At 68.9% G+C, this 17241-nt stretch carries 14 protein-coding genes; 7 read left to right on the plus strand and 7 right to left on the minus strand.

Features of this window, described 5'->3' with window-relative positions:
• Positions 1-2 precede the first annotated feature (2 nt).
• Entirely contained in the window at positions 3-3101 is a 3099-nt protein-coding gene (locus KFLA_RS07210; protein WP_012919118.1) for a glycoside hydrolase family 38 N-terminal domain-containing protein, read from the minus strand.
• Between the two features lie 182 nt (positions 3102-3283).
• Between KFLA_RS07210 and KFLA_RS07215 the strand changes: the two genes are divergently transcribed.
• Both KFLA_RS07215 and KFLA_RS07220 read left to right on the plus strand, forming a co-directional pair.
• Entirely contained in the window at positions 3284-4213 is a 930-nt protein-coding gene (locus KFLA_RS07215) for an ROK family protein (RefSeq protein WP_012919119.1), read from the plus strand.
• Between the two features lie 5 nt (positions 4214-4218).
• Positions 4219-5238: a LacI family DNA-binding transcriptional regulator gene (locus KFLA_RS07220; protein WP_012919120.1), complete on the plus strand. Its 1020-nt coding sequence runs from the start codon at positions 4219-4221 to the stop codon at positions 5236-5238.
• Between the two features lie 66 nt (positions 5239-5304).
• Here KFLA_RS07220 and KFLA_RS07225 read toward each other — a convergent pair whose 3' ends face one another.
• The 4 genes from KFLA_RS07225 to KFLA_RS07240 are packed head-to-tail and all read right to left on the minus strand — an operon-like array spanning position 5305 to position 9733.
• Positions 5305-6507, minus strand: coding sequence for a glycoside hydrolase family 76 protein (locus tag KFLA_RS07225; protein ID WP_012919121.1), 1203 nt, complete (start codon positions 6505-6507; stop codon positions 5305-5307).
• Positions 6508-6532: 25 nt separating this feature from the next.
• Entirely contained in the window at positions 6533-7426 is an 894-nt protein-coding gene (locus KFLA_RS07230; protein WP_012919122.1) for a carbohydrate ABC transporter permease, read from the minus strand.
• Positions 7423-8373: a carbohydrate ABC transporter permease gene (locus KFLA_RS07235; RefSeq protein ID WP_012919123.1), complete on the minus strand. Its 951-nt coding sequence runs from the start codon at positions 8371-8373 to the stop codon at positions 7423-7425. The genes KFLA_RS07230 and KFLA_RS07235 overlap by 4 nt, the downstream gene beginning before the upstream one ends.
• Positions 8374-8377: 4 nt before the next feature.
• Positions 8378-9733: an ABC transporter substrate-binding protein gene (locus tag KFLA_RS07240; RefSeq protein ID WP_012919124.1), complete on the minus strand. Its 1356-nt coding sequence runs from the start codon at positions 9731-9733 to the stop codon at positions 8378-8380.
• 95 nt (positions 9734-9828) lie between these two features.
• On the opposite strand from KFLA_RS07240, the gene KFLA_RS07245 reads away from it, so the two are divergent.
• The 4 genes from KFLA_RS07245 to KFLA_RS07260 all read left to right on the plus strand — a co-directional run bounded on the left by KFLA_RS07245 (position 9829) and on the right by KFLA_RS07260 (position 14365).
• Positions 9829-11601 carry a class I mannose-6-phosphate isomerase gene (locus KFLA_RS07245; protein WP_012919125.1) on the plus strand — a complete coding sequence of 591 codons (1773 nt, stop codon included), beginning with the start codon at positions 9829-9831 and terminating at the stop codon, positions 11599-11601.
• An 84-nt stretch (positions 11602-11685) separates the two neighbouring features.
• On the plus strand, positions 11686-12765 hold the full coding sequence (locus KFLA_RS07250) for a LacI family DNA-binding transcriptional regulator (protein ID WP_012919126.1): 1080 nt from the start codon (positions 11686-11688) through the stop codon (positions 12763-12765).
• A gap of 112 nt (positions 12766-12877) precedes the next feature.
• The gene (locus tag KFLA_RS07255) at positions 12878-13717 is read left to right on the plus strand and encodes an AraC family transcriptional regulator (protein WP_237706744.1); all 840 of its coding nucleotides are present in this window, start codon (positions 12878-12880) and stop codon (positions 13715-13717) included.
• Positions 13718-13783: 66 nt separating this feature from the next.
• The gene (locus KFLA_RS07260; RefSeq protein ID WP_012919128.1) at positions 13784-14365 is read left to right on the plus strand and encodes a dihydrofolate reductase family protein; all 582 of its coding nucleotides are present in this window, start codon (positions 13784-13786) and stop codon (positions 14363-14365) included.
• 103 nt (positions 14366-14468) lie between these two features.
• On the opposite strand, the gene KFLA_RS07265 is transcribed toward KFLA_RS07260, so the two are convergent.
• Together KFLA_RS07265 and KFLA_RS07270 are read right to left on the minus strand one after the other, a co-directional pair.
• Positions 14469-15980, minus strand: coding sequence for an amidase (locus tag KFLA_RS07265; RefSeq protein ID WP_237706745.1), 1512 nt, complete (start codon positions 15978-15980; stop codon positions 14469-14471).
• A 9-nt stretch (positions 15981-15989) separates the two neighbouring features.
• A complete protein-coding gene (locus KFLA_RS07270) occupies positions 15990-16364 on the minus strand; it encodes a winged helix-turn-helix transcriptional regulator (protein WP_012919130.1) in 375 nt (124 codons plus the stop codon).
• A gap of 81 nt (positions 16365-16445) precedes the next feature.
• Here KFLA_RS07270 and KFLA_RS07275 point away from each other — a divergent pair, with 81 nt between their 5' ends.
• On the plus strand, positions 16446-17150 hold the full coding sequence (locus tag KFLA_RS07275; RefSeq protein WP_012919131.1) for an SDR family oxidoreductase: 705 nt from the start codon (positions 16446-16448) through the stop codon (positions 17148-17150).
• Positions 17151-17241 lie beyond the last annotated feature (91 nt).

Raw genomic sequence — 17241 nt, forward strand, 5'->3', positions numbered from 1 at the left:
ATTCAGCCTCGGGTGAGTGCCAGCGCGCCCGTACCGCGGGGAGGTAGCGCCAGCGGGATCGCGGTGTCGGGACCGGGCGTCAGTTGCTCCAGTCGTTCGCCGAGATAGGTGGCGGCGAACGCGCTCGTCCAGTCGAAGAACGGCCGGACCTGGCACTCGACCGGCTCGTCGGCGAACGACTGGAGGCGGATCAGCACGGTGTTGTCGTCCGGTGAGGTCAGGCCCACGACGCGGATTCGGGGGTCGCCGACTTCCAGCAGGGGTTGGGCTGCCGGGGCGGGCCCCGGTTCACCGGTGACCCGGAGAGCGCGCAGGGGGCGGCTCTCTGCTGCGGCGAGGCGCATCCCGAGTTCGGCCGGCGCGGTTCCCGGCGCGGGCGGGCCGAAGGTGAGGGAGTAGCGGAACTCCTGGTCGAAGGCCTGCTCACTGGGGAAGTTGGTGTCCCAGATGTTGTTGTGGGCCCAGGAGTAGATGGTGCCGGGCTCGTCGGTCGTCATCGACGACGGGTACGGCACGTACGGGATGCTGATGCGGCCGAGCTGGACCAAGGGCGCGTCATGGGTGGCCCAGGCGACGGTTCCGTCGGCGTCGTCCAGGGTCACCCACCGCCGGACTGCTCGCAGGTGGGTCGCGGAGCCAGGAACCGCCGGAAGGTCGGTCCCCAGCACACCGCCCGTGGTCTCGGTGCGGATGCGAGGACTGTCCGTCGCGAACGGGAACGCGAAGAACGCGCTCTCCTTGACCAGCGTCGAGGGCTTCACCACCCGGTTCACGATGTCGACCCGGGCGATTCCGCGCGGCAGTGTGACGGTGGTGCGCAGCTTGCTGGTGCCGGCCGGCACGCATTCGTACACGAGCGTCTCGCCGATCGCCGTGGACTCGCGGGCGACCATCGCCGCGGGCGGAGCCTCCCACCGACCGGCCAGCAGGTGCATCGAGTCGTCCGCCACGGTTTTGCTCGACTGGTGGTTGAAACCGCCGGCCGTCGCGTACTGGTCGTAGACGTAACCGTTGAAGCCGAAGGCGGAGGACTGCGCGACGAGTTCGCGACCGGTGCCCTTGTCAACGATCGAGCTGATGCGGGCGCGGGCGAGATCGACCTGGACGACGAGGAACTCGTTCTCCAGGACCGTGGACGTCGTTGCGTCGAGCCCGTACGTCGGCTCGGCCGGGTCGTCGGCCGGCCGGACGTCCAGCCGGACAACGCTCATCGCCGGGATGTCCGCGACGATGCACTGCACGAATCGGCCGGCCATCCGGTGCAGCGGGTTGACCTGGGCTCGCTCGACGAACGGAATCACCTCGTCGGTCCGGCTGTCGACGAGCTGCACCCGCTGGCCGAGCCTGATGACGCTGTCGGCCAGGAACAACTCCACCCGGTCGGTCCGGCTCCAGCTCGTGGTGTTCACCACCGCGTACGAGGCGAGCGCGTCCGCGCCGCGTGGTACGCGCTCGGCCAGCCGGGCGCGGGCCCGATCGAGCAGTACGTCGGCCCGGTCGTGCGCGTCGACGGCCTGGCTGTACTTCCAGATCCACTGGCGTTCGCCGGACTGGTGGGCCACGCAGCCGTGGGTCCACGGGTCGCCGGCGCCCCAGGTGTGTTCGTTGAACAGTGAGATCTTGTCGTAGACCGCGGGCGCCTCCTCGGTGTCCTCGTGCACGCCGTCCGCGCCCAGGATTCCGCTCAGCGTGCTGAGCGTCTGGGCGTCGGCGAGCGTCGACTGGGCCTGCCGGTTCAACGCCATCGGGACGACTCCGGCACCGACCCCGTCGACCCACCAGTCGGTCCAGTCGCCCTCGAACGTCTCCAGGGAGTCCCCGAGCCGGTCCTCGGCGTCGCGGAAGAAGTCCTCGTGCCGGGACAGCCGCATCCGCGGGTAGGCCCAGGTCTCGTTCCACTGCCGTACGGTCTCCGCGGCGACGTAGCGCGGCGGGCCGTTGTCGGCGAAGGTGCCCAGTACGCGCAGGTGCAGGATGTCCCAGGGGTACGGGTCCCGGTCGAACTGCGCGTCGAGGATCGGGTAGCCCGGGATGCCCTTGCCTGCATGGGGATAGGGGTTCGCGGACAGTGAGCTCAGGTACGCCGGGAGCAACTCGTCCACGCGCGCGTACGACTCGTCGAAACCGATGATCGAGCCTTCCATGTACGCCAGGCCGTGCGGGGTGTCGGTGCGCCACACCAGCACGCTGCGGCCGTCCGAGGCACGCCACCTGAACAGCCGCGGCAGGTTGGCTCCGCCGACCAGGTGTGGCACCGCGCGGCCGGCCCAGTTGTGCGCCACCGACAGGTAGTCGATGCCGTTCGCAACGAGTACGTCGGGCAGACCGACCACCTGGCCCGGGACGTCGGTCTGCATCGCGGTCACGATCGGCAGCCCGTACCGCCGGCTCACCGCGCGGGCGGGCCGGAGCAGCTCGTGCAGCTCGTCGGTGGAACAAGTCTCGGTGTGCAGGTTGAACGGCATCGCGGTGAGTTCCAGGCGGCCTTCGCGCACGCGGTCGACGAACTCCTCGACCTGGCGGGGGGTCCGAGCGGCCGCCCACTGCTCGAACGACGACAACCCTTCCACCGACCAGCGGAACCGCGCTTCCTCGGGCCAGCTGTCCGTGGTGCGGGCGAGGTCGAGGCAGGCGTCGAGGTACGACCGGCCTTCGGCCAGGACGGTGCCCTGCGGGTCGGTGTAGCCGATGTCGAGGTGCGAGTGCTGCACGAGGTGCAGCGTCCAGCGTCGCTGCGGCCGGAGCCGGACGGCGAACTCCACGCCCGGCGCGACCTCCGGAAACTCGATCGTGACCGTGGTGTCCTCGTCGACCGCCGGCAGCAGCAGCCGCACGGTGCCGGCCGGAGCGGCTTCGACCACGCACGGCACCTGGGTGCCGCCCTCGGTGCGCGCCGTGGCGGTCCGCGGCGGGCGGTCGCCGGCGAGCTCGACCCGGACCGCCTGGAGCAGGCCGCCGGATCCGTCGGCCCGGAACAGCGGCTCCAGCCAGAACCGGAGCGTGCCACCGCCCGCGCCGTGCGCCGTCTCCGCCGTGCGATCGATCAATCCGGTCCGGGCGATCGTGCTGTCCCACCAGGAGGATCGAGTCGAACCTGTCATGTCGCTGGCTCACTCTCAGACGTAGGGTCGAGTTGGTCGAAGGTACCGCTAACAACCGTGCACTCACAACATCGCTGCGCGATATCGACCGGACTTCGTTGCCTGTCAGGCGCCAGGTCTGCCGGACCGGCCAAACCTCCGGTAAGGTACCGGTACCACGTCCGTGCTCCAGATAGTTGGCCATGACCTCTGACAAGCCTTTCCGCCCGCCTGCCGATGGTGTCGTGTACGGCGCCTTGGACGTCGGTGGCACCCATGTGACCGGTGCGCTGATCGCCTTCGACCAGCGGCAGCCGGTGGTCCGTTCCGTGACACGGGTCTCGCTTCAGCCGGACGGCACGGCCGAGCATCTGCTGTCGACCATCGCGTCTTGCGCGGACTCCCTGGCCGGCCGTTCCGGGATGGACTGGGCAGTCGCCGTCCCGGGCCCCTTCGATCACGAGCGCGGCGTGGCGCAGTACCGGTCCGTCGGCAAGTTCGACGCCCTGTACGGCGTGGACCTGCGCGGCGAGCTGTCCGCGCGGATGCAGGCCCGGCCGGGTTCGCTCACGTTCGTGAACGACGCCGAGGCGTTCCTGATCGGCGAGTGGAGCCACGGAGCGGCGTCCGGGCACGTGCGCGTCGTCGGGATCACCTTGGGTACCGGCGTCGGCAGTGCCTTTCTTGCCGACGGCACCATCGTCGCCGACGGTCCGCTGGTCCCGCCGGAGGGCCGCGCGGATCTGCTGCAGCACGACGGCCGGCCGCTCGAGGACACTGTCAGCCGGCGGGCGATCATCGCGCGCTACCGCGAGCGGACCGGACAACTGCTGGATGTCCGCGACATCGCGGCGCGGGCGCGCGGCGGCGAGGCTGTCGCACAGACCCTGCTGGACGGGACCTTCCGGGCGCTGGGCCAGGCGCTGGATCCGTGGCTGCTCCGCTTCGCGCCGACCCTCGTCGTGGTCGGCGGCTCGATGACCGGGTCGTGGGACCTGCTCGAACCGGCGATCAGTTCCGGGCTCACCGGCCGGTACGCCGCGTCCGGCGTACTGGCTCGTGCCGCGCACCCGGACAGTGCCGCGTTGGTCGGAGCTGTCCAGCAGGTGCGTCGTACAGAACGCCTAGAGTGACCCGCATGCCCCGCAGGCGAGCAGTGGACGGCTCGGCGCCCACCATGCGCGACGTCGCGTCGCTGGCCGAGGTGAGCCCGATGACGGTGTCGCGGGTCCTCCAGGACCACCCGAACGTGTCGGCCGAGAACCGCCGGCGTGTGCTCGCGGCGGTCAAGCAGCTGGGCTACCGCCGCAACGACCTGGCGCGGGTGCTGAGCCAGGGCCGGCGGCTGGGTGCGGTCGGCCTGATCGTCACCAATCTGGCGAACCCGTTCTACGCCCGGCTGGCGCTGGGCATCGAGTCGGTCGTCACCCGCGACGGCATCCGGGTGATGGTGACCAACAGCGACGAGGATCCCGACCGGGAGCGGGCCGCGGTCGGCGACTTCGTCTCGCGGCAGGTCGACGGCATCATCATCGTGCCCGCCGGGTCGAACCACGAGTACCTGGTGGACGACGTCCCCGAGCGCACGCCGATCGCGATGGTCGCACGGCCGCCGACGGGCGTCGAGGCCGACTGTGTCCTGGTCGACGACTTCGGTGGCGCCTACGAAGCGACTCGGCGGCTCATTCTGCACGGCCGCACCCGGATCGGGTTCGTCGGGAACCCGCCCTCGGTCTACACCGGCTCGGAACGCTTCCGCGGGTACTGCGCCGCGCTGGAAGCCGCCGGTGTGCCGTTGCGGGACAGCTACGTCAAGCGCGCCCGCGACATCGCTTCGGCGGAGCGAGCCTTGGCCGAACTGCTCGCCCTGCCGGAGCCGCCTGACGCCGTCTTCTGCACGAACAACCGCAACACGCTCGGTGCGTACCGGGCCGTGCACCGAGTGTCCGCCGAGGTCGTCCTCGCCGGCTTCGACGACTTCGAGCTGTCCGACATGCTCAGCGTGCCGACGCTCATCGTCGACTACGACGCCGACGAGCTGGGCCGCCGGGCCGCTCAACTCCTGCTGGAGCGGCTGCAACCGGGGGATCGGCGCTATACAGGGCCGATGCGACGGGCCGTCGTACCGACCACCGTTGTGGAGCACGGTTTCGGCTGAGGGCCGCCGGCAACCACCGCGACGACTCCGAGTCGGTGGACGGAGTCATCGCGGCGGCCGACGTGGTCAGGCGGCGAACTTGTAGTCGCTCGGCCGCCAGGCCAGCAGAGCGAAGATCTGGATGGCTGCCGACTGGTGCAGCGTCTGGGGGCGCAGGGCGGGATCGGGTGCTCCACCACCGGAGTGCTGGAAGCGGAACAGCCCGGTGCTCTCATCGCGGTTCGACTGCCAGATCCGCTCGGCGTACGACGTCATGACGTCGCGGTAGCTCTGCGAGGGCTTGATCGACTCGAGCAGCAGCAGGTTGGCGAACAGGATCGCGTTGAAGATGGCCGGCTGGTTGTAGAGCCGGTCGTTCCGGGTCCAGTACGCCATCGCGGCTTCGGCGTCCTGGACCGCCTTGCTCAGATCCGCCTTGTTCCTGGTCGATCGGTAGAGCAGCGCCGCCGCGCCGATCATCGATCCCGAGTTGTAGGTCCACAGCGTCTCCTCGACGGTCTCGTCGAGGCGGATGCCGTTCGCGTACAGGCCCGGCCCGCGACCGAGGGCTTCGCGCACCCAGTCGTAGGTCCGGCGCGCCCACTCGAGGTAGCGCTGGTCACCGGTCGCCTCGTAGAGATGCGCCGCGAGCTCCGAGGCCAGGCTGGTGACGTTGGCGGCTCCCCGGTACGGATTCCAGGAAGCAGCGACCCAGTGCATTCCACCGGGGACCGGGCGGTTGGGGTCGGTGTCCCAGGCCTTGACGACGAAGTCGAACACCCTCGCCGCCAGCCTCAGCATCTCCCGGTCCCCGGACAGCCGGTAGCGGCGTACGAACTCCAGGCCGATGACGGCGTTGTCGTCGTAGAAGGGATCGCCTCGGGTGCCCAGCGGCTCCGGCGGGTAGGAGTCGTAGGCGCCGCGGGGAGCGTCCCAGTACAGCTCCAGCGCCTTGAAGCGCCGCTTCACGTCGTCGTCGTAGCGCCTGCCGGCCGGCGGCAACTGGTTCACGTCGATGGTGGCCGCGGTGGCTTCGCGGAGGGGCCAGACGTAGGAGTACGGGTTCTCCCCGGTCAAGGTGGGGTGGTTCTCCTTGTACAGGCCGGTGTCCGGCAGGTACAGGTAGCGCTGCAGGGCGGTGTAGCTGACCAGAGCGCGGTCGGCCCACTTGCTCTTGCCGGGGGCGGCCGTGGCCGACTGGACTCCGGTGGGCAACAGGGCGGCCAGGCTCAGGCCGCCGAGGCCGGCGGTGAATGCGCGGCGCGACAGTGCGGAACGTTCCGGATGCATGCCTCACTCCTTCATGGTTGGTTTGTCAGCTCTTCGAGCCGGACAGTGCGATTCCTTCGACGATCTGCCGTTGGGCGATGACGAAAACGATCAGCAGGGGAGCGGCGGCCAGGGTCGCCGCGGCCATCAGGCCGGTCCAGTCGCTGGAGTACGTGCCCTTGAACTGGTTGACGACCAGCGGCAGCGTGAACAAGCTGTCGGAGTTCAGGAAGATCAGTGGGTGGAAGAAGCTGTTCCACTGGCCGAGGAACGTGAAGATGCCCAGAGCGACCATCGGCGTGCGCAGCAGCGGCAGGATGACGGTCAGGAAGATCCTGGCCCGGCCGGCGCCGTCGATCGCCGCGGCTTCCTCGAGCTCGATCGGGATACCCCGGACGTACTGGCGCAGCAGGAAGACGCCGAACGCGTTGAACAGCGACGCCGGCACGATCAGCGCCAGGTGGGTGTCGATCCAGTTCAGCCGGCCGAGAATGAGGTAGAGCGGGATCACGGTCAGCTGGACCGGCACCATCAAGGTCGCCAGGAACACCATGAACAGCGGACCCCGTCCGGTGAACCGGATCCGCGCGAAGGCGTAGGCCGCCATCGCCGCGGTGAAGACCGACACCACGACCACGATCACCGCGATGTACAGGCTGTTGACGAAACCTCTGACGAAGTCAGCGGCCTCCAGTGCGTTGCGGTAGTTCTCCGGCTGCCAGACCTTCGGCAGCAGCTTCGGGGGCTGGATGAAGATCTCCTCCAGCGGCTTGAACGAGCTCAGCACCATCCAGGCGAAGGGCAGCGCCATCACGACGGCGCCCGCCAGCAGGAACAGGTGCAGCAGGACGCGCGTCCAGCGCAGCCGGGGCCGCTCGGCCTGGTGCTTCGGCTGAGCCGTGCCGGTGGCTTCGAGGTGGTCCAGTTCTGACGTGGTCATTCGGTGTAGTGAACCCATCTCTTCTGGGCCAGGAGTTGCAGGCCGGTCAGCGCCAGCAGGGCGGCGAACAGGAAGACGGCGATCGCGGACCCGAGGCCGAAGTCGAACTCGACGAAGGCCTTCTGGTAGATCTCGTACACCACCGTCCGGGACGACGCGGGCGCGTTGGCGCCCATGAAGACGTAGATGTAGTCGAAGATCTGGAACGACCCGATCACCGAGGTGACCGACAGGAACAGGATCGTTGGTGACAGCAGCGGGATCGTGATCCGGCGCATCTTCTGCCACTCCGAGGCGCCGTCGATGTCGGCGGCCTCGAGCAGCGTGCGCGGGACGTTCTCCAAACCGGCCATCATCATCACGATCTGGTAGCCCAGACCTTGCCAGATCCCGACCAGGGCGAAGGCCGGGATCACGAAACGGGCGTCCTGCAACCAGTCCGGAGCCGGCATCCCGACGCGTCGCAGCAGCGCGTTGAGCGGGCCGATCTCGGGGTTGAACAGCCACAACCAGATCGCCGCCACGGCCACCGTCGAGGTGACGACCGGAGCGAAGTAGAACGTGCGGTAGAACGACTTGCGCTTCACCTTTTGCAGCAGGTACGCGACAACGAACGCCGAGACCATCGTTCCGGGCACCGACAGGACCGTGTACCAGATCGTGTTCTTGGCCGAGGTGCGCAGCTGTGGATCCTGCAGCACGGTGCCGAAGTTGGACAGGCCCGCCCAGGACCGGGCGCCGAAGCCGTCCCAGTGCGACACGCTGAGGACCACGGCGAACACCAGTGGCCCGAGCATGAACACGAGCAGGCCGATCAGCTGCGGCGCCAGGAACAGGTAGCCGGCCAGGTTGTCCCGGCGCCGTCGCTGCCCGCTGCCCGGCCGGGCGGGTTTGTCCGCTCCCGACCGTGGCGGCGTTCGGGTCGGACGTCGTACGGTCGTGGTCATCGGATCATCCGTTCAGGAGATTCGCCAGCTTCGTGCTGAACGACTTCGGCGACTCGGCCTTGGACTTCAGCAGGGTGTCCATCACCAGCGGGAAGTCGGTGTTCTTCTTCGCGTTGCGGGCCATCGCGTTCGGCAGCGCGTACCCGTTCTTGGCGATCTCGAGGAACCACTTGCCGTGCGGCGGGTCGTTGTTCTCGGTGACGATGTCTTCCAGTCCGGACAGGACGGGCACCGCGTTCCCGCCGCCGGCCAGCCGGGCCCGCACGCCGTCGGGGCTGACGAAGTACCCCGCGAACGCCTCGGCCGCTTCCTTGCTGCTCGCCTTGGCGTTGACGGCCATCGCCGCGGTGTAGACGGCCACCGGCATCACCGTCTTGCCGTCCTCCGACGGGTAGGGAGCGATGTCGTACTCGACACTGCCGCCGAGCTTCTTCAGGTTCGGCAGCAGCCAGCGGCCGTAGCCCGGAACCGTGGCCAGCTGACCGCCGTAGAACAAGGCGTCGACGCCCTGTCCCTTCGGCAACGATCCGCCGTACGTGATGGTGCCGGCCCGCATCTGGTCGAAGAGCCACTCGATCGCACGCTGGGCCTTCGGGTCTGTGTCGAAGACAGCCTTGCCGGCGTCGTCGAAGGCCGTGCCGCCCAGCGAAGTCACCCAGCTGAACAGCTGGCCCCAGCTGGCTTCGAACACCATGCCCCGTTTGCCGGTCGCCTTGACCTTGCTGAGCAGATCGGTCACCGCGTCGAGGTTCCAGGCGCCGGCCTCGAAGGCGGTGGCCGGGTCCTGGGTGACGCCGGCTGCCGACAGCAACTTCTTGTTGAACCAGAACACCGAGGGGTTGCAGTCGACCGGCAGGCCGTACACACCCTTGCCGTCGGCTCCCTTCGCCCAGGCCACCAGTCCGGGGAAGAAGTCGGCGAACTTCACCGGCGCGTCGGCCGAGGACAGGTACGGCTCGAGATCCACGACCTGGTTGGTCTCGACGAACTTGTTGAGCCACGACGGGTCGGCGTAGAAGGCATCCGGCGCCTTGCCGCCCTGCAGCTGGGTGAGCATCTTGGCCAGATAGTCACCGGTGACGGTCTGGTAGGTCGTCTTGACGTCGGTCTTCTGCTGGTAGTCGGCGGAATACTTCTTCAGCAGACCGACTTCACCAGGGGTCGCGACCCAGCTGGCCCAGGTGACCGCACCGGTGGCCTTGCCGTTGCCGCCTCCGCCGGCCGGTCCGCCGCTGCTCCCGCCGCCGCAGGCCGACAACAGCGTGCCGGACGCCGCCACGCTGAGGCTCGCCAGCGCTGCCGAGCTCAGAAAGCTGCGCCGCGACACCGTCCGCTCGACGGCGTCTTTGGGGTTCTTCATCCGTTCCTCCTTGATGGGCGAAGCAGTACGAGTGCTGCGGCCGACGTTCTGGTAACGTTAACAGCCCGCTTCGATCAAGGGAATAGAGAGTTCAGATGCTCGCTTCGGCACCAGGTCGTTACGACAAGCAACCGACCGTCCGGGTCCCAGGTCAGCACCGGGTCTTCACCGGTGACCAGGCCTGGGCCGAGGTCGACCGGCACGCCCGCAACGGTGGGCGCCGGACACCGGTGATCGTGGTGGACACCTACCCGGGCACGGACCTCGCGCAGCTGATGGCCGTCGTCCGCGCCGCGCTGCCGGAGTACGTCGTGATCAACGTCGAGGACGCCGCGGCCAAGCCCATCGAGGACATCGACACCCTGATCAAGGCGAACCTCACCAACGACCGGGTGTTCGGCGTGATGAGCCACCACAGCCTGGACCAGTTCTACGACGCGGACCGGCTGGCCTCGCTCGCGGACCGGGTGCTGGACTCGACCCAGCCGACGGTGCTGATCGGCTGGGGCGCTGCGCTTGTCCCGTTGCAGCGGTCCACGCTCGTGCTGGCGGACATGGCGCGCTGGGAGATCCAGCAACGGCAACGACGCGGTGCGCCGAACTGGCGGTGCGCCAACGGCGACGAGGACAACCTGCGCAAGGTCAAGCGGGGATTCTTCGTGGAGTGGCGGGTCGCGGACCGGCACAAGCGTGCGCTGTTCCCGTCCATCGACTACGTCCTGGACACCAACCGCTCGACGAGTGAGGCGAAACTGATCACGGCCGAGGCGTTCCACCTCGGCATGCAGGCCGCCGTCAGTACGCCGTTCCGGGTGGTGCCGTTCTTCGACCCGGGCGTGTGGGGCGGCCACTGGATGCAGGAGAAGTTCGAGCTGGACTCCGACGCCGACAACTACGCGTGGTGCTTCGACTGTGTTCCGGAGGAGAACAGCGTACTGCTCGACTTCGACGGACAGATCGTGGAACTGCCGTCGATCGACGTGGTGTTCCTGCGGCCCCGCGAGCTGCTCGGTGAGCTGGTGCACGCGCGGTTCGGCGCCGAGTTCCCGATCCGCTTCGACTTCCTCGACACCATGGGGGGCGGCAACCTGTCACTGCAGGTCCATCCGCTGACCGACTACATCACCAACACCTTCGGCATGCACTACACCCAGGACGAGAGTTACTACCTGCTCGACGCGGCCGACGACGCCGTGGTGTACCTGGGGCTGAAGACCGGCATCGACCCGGCCGAGATGACCAGGACGCTGGAATCGGCCTCGCGTGGCGAGATCAGCTTTGCGGTCGAGCAGTTCGTCAACGCGTTCCCGGCCGGCAAGCACGACCACTTCTCGATCCCGGCCGGCACCGTGCACTGCTCCGGCGCGAACTCCGTGGTGCTGGAGATCTCGGCGACGCCGTACCTGTTCACCTTCAAGATGTGGGACTGGGACCGGGTCGGGCTGGACGGAGTGCCGCGCCCGGTCCACCTCGACCATGCCCGGCGCAACATCCAGTGGGACCGCGACACCAAGTGGACCCAGGAGAATCTGGTCGGTCAGGTGGAGCAGCTCGCGAGCGGACCCGGCTGGGTGGAGGAGAGAACCGGGCTGCACACGCTGGAGTTCATCGAGGTCCGGCGCCACTGGTTCACCGACGCGGTCGAGCACGACACTTGCGGCACGGTCAACGTGCTCAACCTCGTCGAAGGGCCGGAAGCAGTGGTCGAGAGCCTCGACGGCGGCTTCGAGCCGTTCGTGGTCCACTACGCCGAGACGTTCATCGTCCCGGCCGCCGTCGGCCGGTACCGTGTCCGGCCGCACGGCGCCGGGGTCGGGAAGCGGCTGGGCACGGTGAAAGCGTTCGTCCGTGGTACCGAGATGTCCTGAGGGCCCTTGATACCGTGAGCGGAGCATCCGGCGGCCGGTGGTCGATCTGGAAGCTCGGGGCTTGTGGCTGTAAGGAGTGCGCTGGTGAACCCTGGACCCTCCCGACCGAAGGCGGCACCGACCGTACGGGAGGTCGCCGAGCTTGCCGGGGTCAGTCCGATGACTGTCTCCCGCACGCTGTCCGGGGGCAAGAACGTGCGCCGCGAGGTGCAGCAACGCGTCATGGACGCCGTCGCCACCTTGGGGTACCACCGCAACGAGAACGCCCGCAGCATCCGGCCCGGCCATCGCTCGGACCTGATCGGGGTCGCGATCACCAACCTCGCCAACCCGTACTACGGGCACTTCGCGCTGGGCGTCGAGGAGGTGGCGGCGCAGCACGGTCGCCGGATGCTGCTCGGCAACACCGGTGAGGACGTCGCCCGGGAGAAACAGCTCGTCTCGGACTTCGTCGGCCGCCAGGTAGAGGGGCTGATCGTCGTACCGACCGGAGGCGCGGCCGACCACTTGAAGGGGACGCGGCTGGGGGACATCCCGCTGGTCCTGGCGTCGCGAACGGTGCGCGGGCTGAAGGCGGACACCGTGCTCATCGACGACGTCAACGGGGCCTACGAGAGCACCAAACGGATTCTGGAAGCCGGGCACACCAGAATCGGTTTCCTGGGCAACGTCATCTCGGTCGCCACCGCGAGCCGGCGGTACGAGGGCTTCTGCCAGGCCCTCGCCGAGTTCGGCATCGAGTCCGACCCGGACCTGGTCACCCGAGGTCAGCAGGACGCCGCCGCCGCCCGCAAGGCGATGGAGGCGCTGCTGGCGCTCGACGATCCGCCCACCGCGGTGTTCAGCACCAACAACCGCAACACGATCGGTGCGCTCGAAGCCATCGGGCAACGCCGCCTTCGTGACCCCAAGCTGTCGCCGCCCACCCTCATCGCCTTCGACGACGTGGAGCTGGCCCACCTGATGCAGGTTCCACTGCTGGTCGTCTCCCACGACCCCAGGGAACTCGGCGCCCAGGCCGCGCGGATGCTGTTCGAACGGCTCGACCATCCCGAGCGCGCCAAGCGCGCACGCCTGATCGAGCTCCCGGTCGTCGTCGGCGACATCCTCAACCAGCACCGCGCCAAGCGCCGACGAGCCGCTGGTGCTCGGCCTCTTCCTTGAGGACCACCTTGAGGCAGCGGACGCCCCGGGGTACCGGCCCCTGACCCGCAGGTGCCCGAGGACACCGACCTGGCCGTACCGGATCGCGTCGGACGAGTGCGATGCTGTGGGCGTGGAGTACGTGTCCAGAGTGCCCCGACCGCCGCTGGACGGGCTGATCGACGACCTCTACTACCTGGAGGGTGCGCGGCCGTACGCCCGGCTGATGCTGCCGCCGGTGCCGGGGGCGTTGCTCATCGTCAACCTCGGGGAGCCGTTCCACATCCGTGCCGGCGCCGACGTCGAGACGGCCGAGTACGCCGACGGCTGCGTGGTCACCATGCCCACCCGCGCGCTGGAGTTCGGCTACCCAGTCCGGACCCGGTCCGTCGGCGTGCACTTCAAGCCGTGGGGGCCGGCACCGTTCCTGCCGATGCCCGCGGCCGAGCTGTGTGACCGTCCGGTGACGGTAGAGCAGGTGTGGGGCCGGCCCGCCGTCGCTGAGCTAAGAGACCGGCTGGCCGCAGCGGACGGACCACACGAGATGCTGACGCTGCTCGAGAAGGAGCTGATGCGACGGCTGTGCGAGACCCCCGGGTTGGGGCTGGTTCGCCAGACGAGCACCGTCATCGCGGCGGCCGGCGGGGCGGTGGCGATCGGCGACCTGAGCGCGGCAGCCGGTGTCAGCAGCACTCATCTGGCTCAGCGGTTCAAGGAGTTCGTCGGCGTCACGCCGAAGCGGCTGGCCCGCACCCACCGCTTCGCCGCCACCGTGTTCGCGATCGATCCCGCCGGACCGATCGACTGGGGTGCCCTCGCCGCCGGCGCCGGCTACTTCGACCAGGCCCACTTCGGCCACGAGTTCCGGGCGTTCACCGGGCTCACGCCGACCCGGTACGTCGAAGTCCGGCGGCGATTTCTGCGCGAGCATCCCGGCCACGTGCTGGACAGCTGGCCGCTGCCGGCCGATTGATTTCTTACAAGAGCGACAGCTGACGACACGCCAGTATGGGGACTCCCCCAAACAGAGGAGAGTCCCGTGGGCAAGGTGGTCATGTACAGCTCGGTGTCGGTGGACGGCTTCGTCGCGGACAGCAACGATCAGCCCGGACCGCTGTTCGACTGGTTGTCCAGCGGTGACGTCCCGTTGGACGAGAGCGGCGAGCTGAAGGTGTCGCAGGTGTCCTACGACTACACCCGGGCGTACTGGGACCAGATCGGGGTGACACTCGTCGGCCGTCACGTCTTCGACCTGACGGGCGGCTGGGACGGGAAGCCTCCGGGTGGAATCGACCACGTGGTCGTCGTGACGCACCGACCGCCGCCCGAGGGCTGGGACTCCGCGGCGCCGTTTCACTTCGTCGACGGCGTCGAGGCAGCCATGGCGACGGCGCAGCAGCTTGCGGGTGACCGCGTGGTCGAGGTCGCCGCCGGCGACGTCGGTGGCCAGGTGCTTGCCGCGGGCCTGGTCGACGAGGTACGCATGGACGTCGTACCGGTCGTGCTCGGGTCCGGCAAGCGCTACTTCGGGTCGGTCGACGCGCAGCACCTGTTGGAGGATCCCGACGTGGTGAGTCAGGGCCACCGGGTGCTTCACCTGCGCTACCGGGTACGCCGTTGACCGATGTGATCAGGTACGCGAAGAAGTCCGCGCACTATGCGCCTGACCGTCACGGACGGAACCCTTGTTGTCGACGCCCACGGGGTGACCGCCGAGCCCGGCCCTACTGCGGTGCCTGGAAGCCGCCGATCCTTGGCTCGAGCAGTTCGGCCAGTCGTAGCGGGGTGCGGTCCTCGAACGTCGGGCCGATGAGCTGCACTCCGACCGGCAGGCCGTCGGGGGACAGGCCCGCCGGTACGGCGGTGGCGGGCAGGCCGGGCATGGTGGCCAGACCGGCCCAGACGAGTTGGTCGAAGAACGGGTACTCGACGCCGTCGATGTCGATCCGGCGTTCCAGCAGATCGGGGTTGGGGTCGTGCGGGAACGCGGGCGTCGGCGTGATCGGGCACACCACGGCGTCGAACTCGGCGAAGAGCTGCCGCCAGCCGTGGCGGTGCAGCTCCCGGCGGCTGTTCGCTTCCATCCAGTCGCGGTGGCTGAACACCATCCCGCGCAGCCGCGCCGCGTCGAGGCTTCGGTCGTCGGCGCTCAGTCCAGCGGCGCGGGCCTGCAGTTGCTCGTACGCTTCGATGGGAAAACGCGCGACAGAGCCCGAGACCAGCAACTGCAGGTAGAGCGTCCCTGCTTCGGCCAGGTCGGGTAGCAGGGGACTGTGCCGTACGACGTGAGCGCCGCCGTCGACGAGGGCGTCGGCCACCCGGTTCACGCCGGCCCGGACAGCGGCCCCGGTCGGGATGAGCGGATGCTCGTCGAGGACCAGGACCCGGAAGTCGCTCAGCCGCTGGTGGCGTGCGGGCGGCAAGCTCAGGTCGTACGCCACGCCGAGCGTCAGCGGGTCCGGCCCGGCCATGACGTCGAGCAGGAGCGTGAGGTCGCGGGCGGTGCGCGCCATCGGACCGACGACGGCGAGGTCGAGCTCGACCGGCAAGGCCGGTCCGGGCGGCGCGACCATACCGCGCGGCGCCACCAGCCCGAGGGTCGGCTTGTGCGCGTACACACCACAGAAATGCGCGGGCGTGCGCAACGAACCGCCGATGTCGGAGCCGATGGACAACGCGCCGAAGCCGGCCGCCAGGGCCGCCGCCGATCCGCCGGAGGAGCCGCCCGGCGTACGGGCGTGATTCCACGGGTTGTTGGTCGTGCCGTAGATCTCGTTGAAGCTCTGCAGATCCTGCAACCCCAACGGCACATTGGTCTTACCGAGCAGCACCGCGCCGGCGGCCCGGAGCCGCGACACCTGGACCGCGTCCTCGGCCGGCACATGGGCCCGGTACTGCGGCATGCCCCACGTCGTGGGCAGCCCGGCGATGTCGTACGACTCCTTGACCGTCACCGGAACACCCAGCAGTGGACGGTCCTCGCCACCGGCCCGCGCCGCATCGGCCGAGCGCGCCGCGGCCCGCGCACGGTCGAAGTCCGGTACGCAGATCGCGTTGATCACTTCGTCCTCGCGTTCGATCCGGGTGATCGCCTGCTCGGTCAGTTCCACCGACGTCACTTCACCGGCGCGCAGGGCAACTAGGAGTTGTTCGGCCGTTCGAAGATTCCATTCCATGCGTCGGACCGTATTGGCCCCTCGGCGAGGCCATAAAATGCCGATTTGCACCAGCACCACCGCCCCCGATCACACCTCGTCGTCGGCGTCCTTCTCGTGGCGGGCCCGGGCGGCTTCGATGGCGGGGACGTGTTGTTCGGCCCAGAGCCGTACGGCGCGGAGCGGGACGAGCAGGGAGCGTCCCAGTGGGGTCAGGGCGTACTCGACGTGCGGCGGGTTTTCGGCGTACTCGTGCCGGCTGATCAGGCCGTCGGCTTCCAGGGAGCGCAGGGTCTCGGTCAGGACCTTCGGGGTGATGCCCTGGATGTGGGCTTTGAGGTCGGTGAAGCGGCGAGGGCCGTCGTCGAGGGCGTTGACGACGAACACGGTCCAGCGGGCGCCGATGCGGTGCAGCACGGTTCGGCTCGGACAGGTCGCCGCCATCACGTTGTAGGCCTTGCCCATGGGTGCTCCCAGTTCCGTTGTAGATACCGGTATCAAATCCATACCGTGAGGATCCGATCCTACGAGAGGGAGTGACGAGAAATGGAACGGATCCTGGTCATCGGTGGTGCACGGGCGCTGGGGGCAGCGGTCGCGCGGCGAGCGGTGAACGACGGCTACGAGGTGGTGATCGGCGCACGTGATCCGGCGGCCGCCGAGGGGCCGGCGGCCGAGATCGACGCGACGGCACTGCGTATCGATCTGCAGGACGAGACGACGATCGCCGCCGCGGCCAGGCAACTCGCGGACGGCGTCGACCACATCGTGACGACCGGTTCGGCGCCGCACGACGTACGGGCTGTCGCACTGGATCACGACAAGCTGCTGACTGCGTTCACGGCGAAGGTGATCGGACCGCTGCTGGTCGCCAAGCACTTCGCGCCGCTGCTGCGACCGAACGGGTCGGTCGTGTTGTTCTCGGGAGTCGTCGGATGGCGGCCCGGCCCCGGCTCGCTGGTCAAGGGGGTGACCAACGGCGCGGTCGAGTACGTCGCCCGCCATCTCGCGGCGGACCTCGCCCCGGTGCGGGTCAACGCCATCTCGCCCGGTGTCGTCGACTCGGGTGCTTGGGACCGGTTGGGCGACGGCAAGGCAGGCTTGCTGAGCAGGAGCGCCGCCGGAACGCTGGTCGGACGGTACGGCGAGTCCGACGACGTCGTCGACGCGGTGATGTGGCTACTCCGCGCGGGCTTCGTCTCCGGCGAGACGATCCACCTCGAGGGCGGCGCCCGCCACAAGTTCTCCTGACCTCCCGCGAGCCCGTCGGCTGCTGAGCACCTCCGCGCCGCAAGTGCCCTGGGAGGTCGCTCGCTGTCAGGTGCTCGGCAACCCCGCGGGG

The organism is Kribbella flavida DSM 17836 (assembly GCF_000024345.1).
In the GTDB taxonomy this organism is placed as follows: Bacteria; Actinomycetota; Actinomycetes; order Propionibacteriales; family Kribbellaceae; genus Kribbella; species Kribbella flavida.

Bases quoted from the DNA above. Each gene is read 5' to 3' on its own strand.
- KFLA_RS07245 (WP_012919125.1), top strand. From the start codon at position 9,829: ATGCTCGCTTCGGCACCAGGTCGTTACGACAAGCAACCGACCGTCCGG.
- KFLA_RS07275 (WP_012919131.1), top strand. From the start codon at position 16,446: ATGGAACGGATCCTGGTCATCGGTGGTGCACGGGCGCTGGGGGCAGCG.
- KFLA_RS07225 (WP_012919121.1), bottom strand. From the start codon at position 6,507: ATGCATCCGGAACGTTCCGCACTGTCGCGCCGCGCATTCACCGCCGGC.
- KFLA_RS07240 (WP_012919124.1), bottom strand. From the start codon at position 9,733: ATGAAGAACCCCAAAGACGCCGTCGAGCGGACGGTGTCGCGGCGCAGC.
- KFLA_RS07270 (WP_012919130.1), bottom strand. From the start codon at position 16,364: ATGGGCAAGGCCTACAACGTGATGGCGGCGACCTGTCCGAGCCGAACC.
- KFLA_RS07210 (WP_012919118.1), bottom strand. From the start codon at position 3,101: ATGACAGGTTCGACTCGATCCTCCTGGTGGGACAGCACGATCGCCCGG.
- KFLA_RS07230 (WP_012919122.1), bottom strand. From the start codon at position 7,426: ATGACCACGTCAGAACTGGACCACCTCGAAGCCACCGGCACGGCTCAG.
- KFLA_RS07215 (WP_012919119.1), top strand. From the start codon at position 3,284: ATGACCTCTGACAAGCCTTTCCGCCCGCCTGCCGATGGTGTCGTGTAC.
- KFLA_RS07220 (WP_012919120.1), top strand. From the start codon at position 4,219: ATGCCCCGCAGGCGAGCAGTGGACGGCTCGGCGCCCACCATGCGCGAC.
- KFLA_RS07235 (WP_012919123.1), bottom strand. From the start codon at position 8,373: ATGACCACGACCGTACGACGTCCGACCCGAACGCCGCCACGGTCGGGA.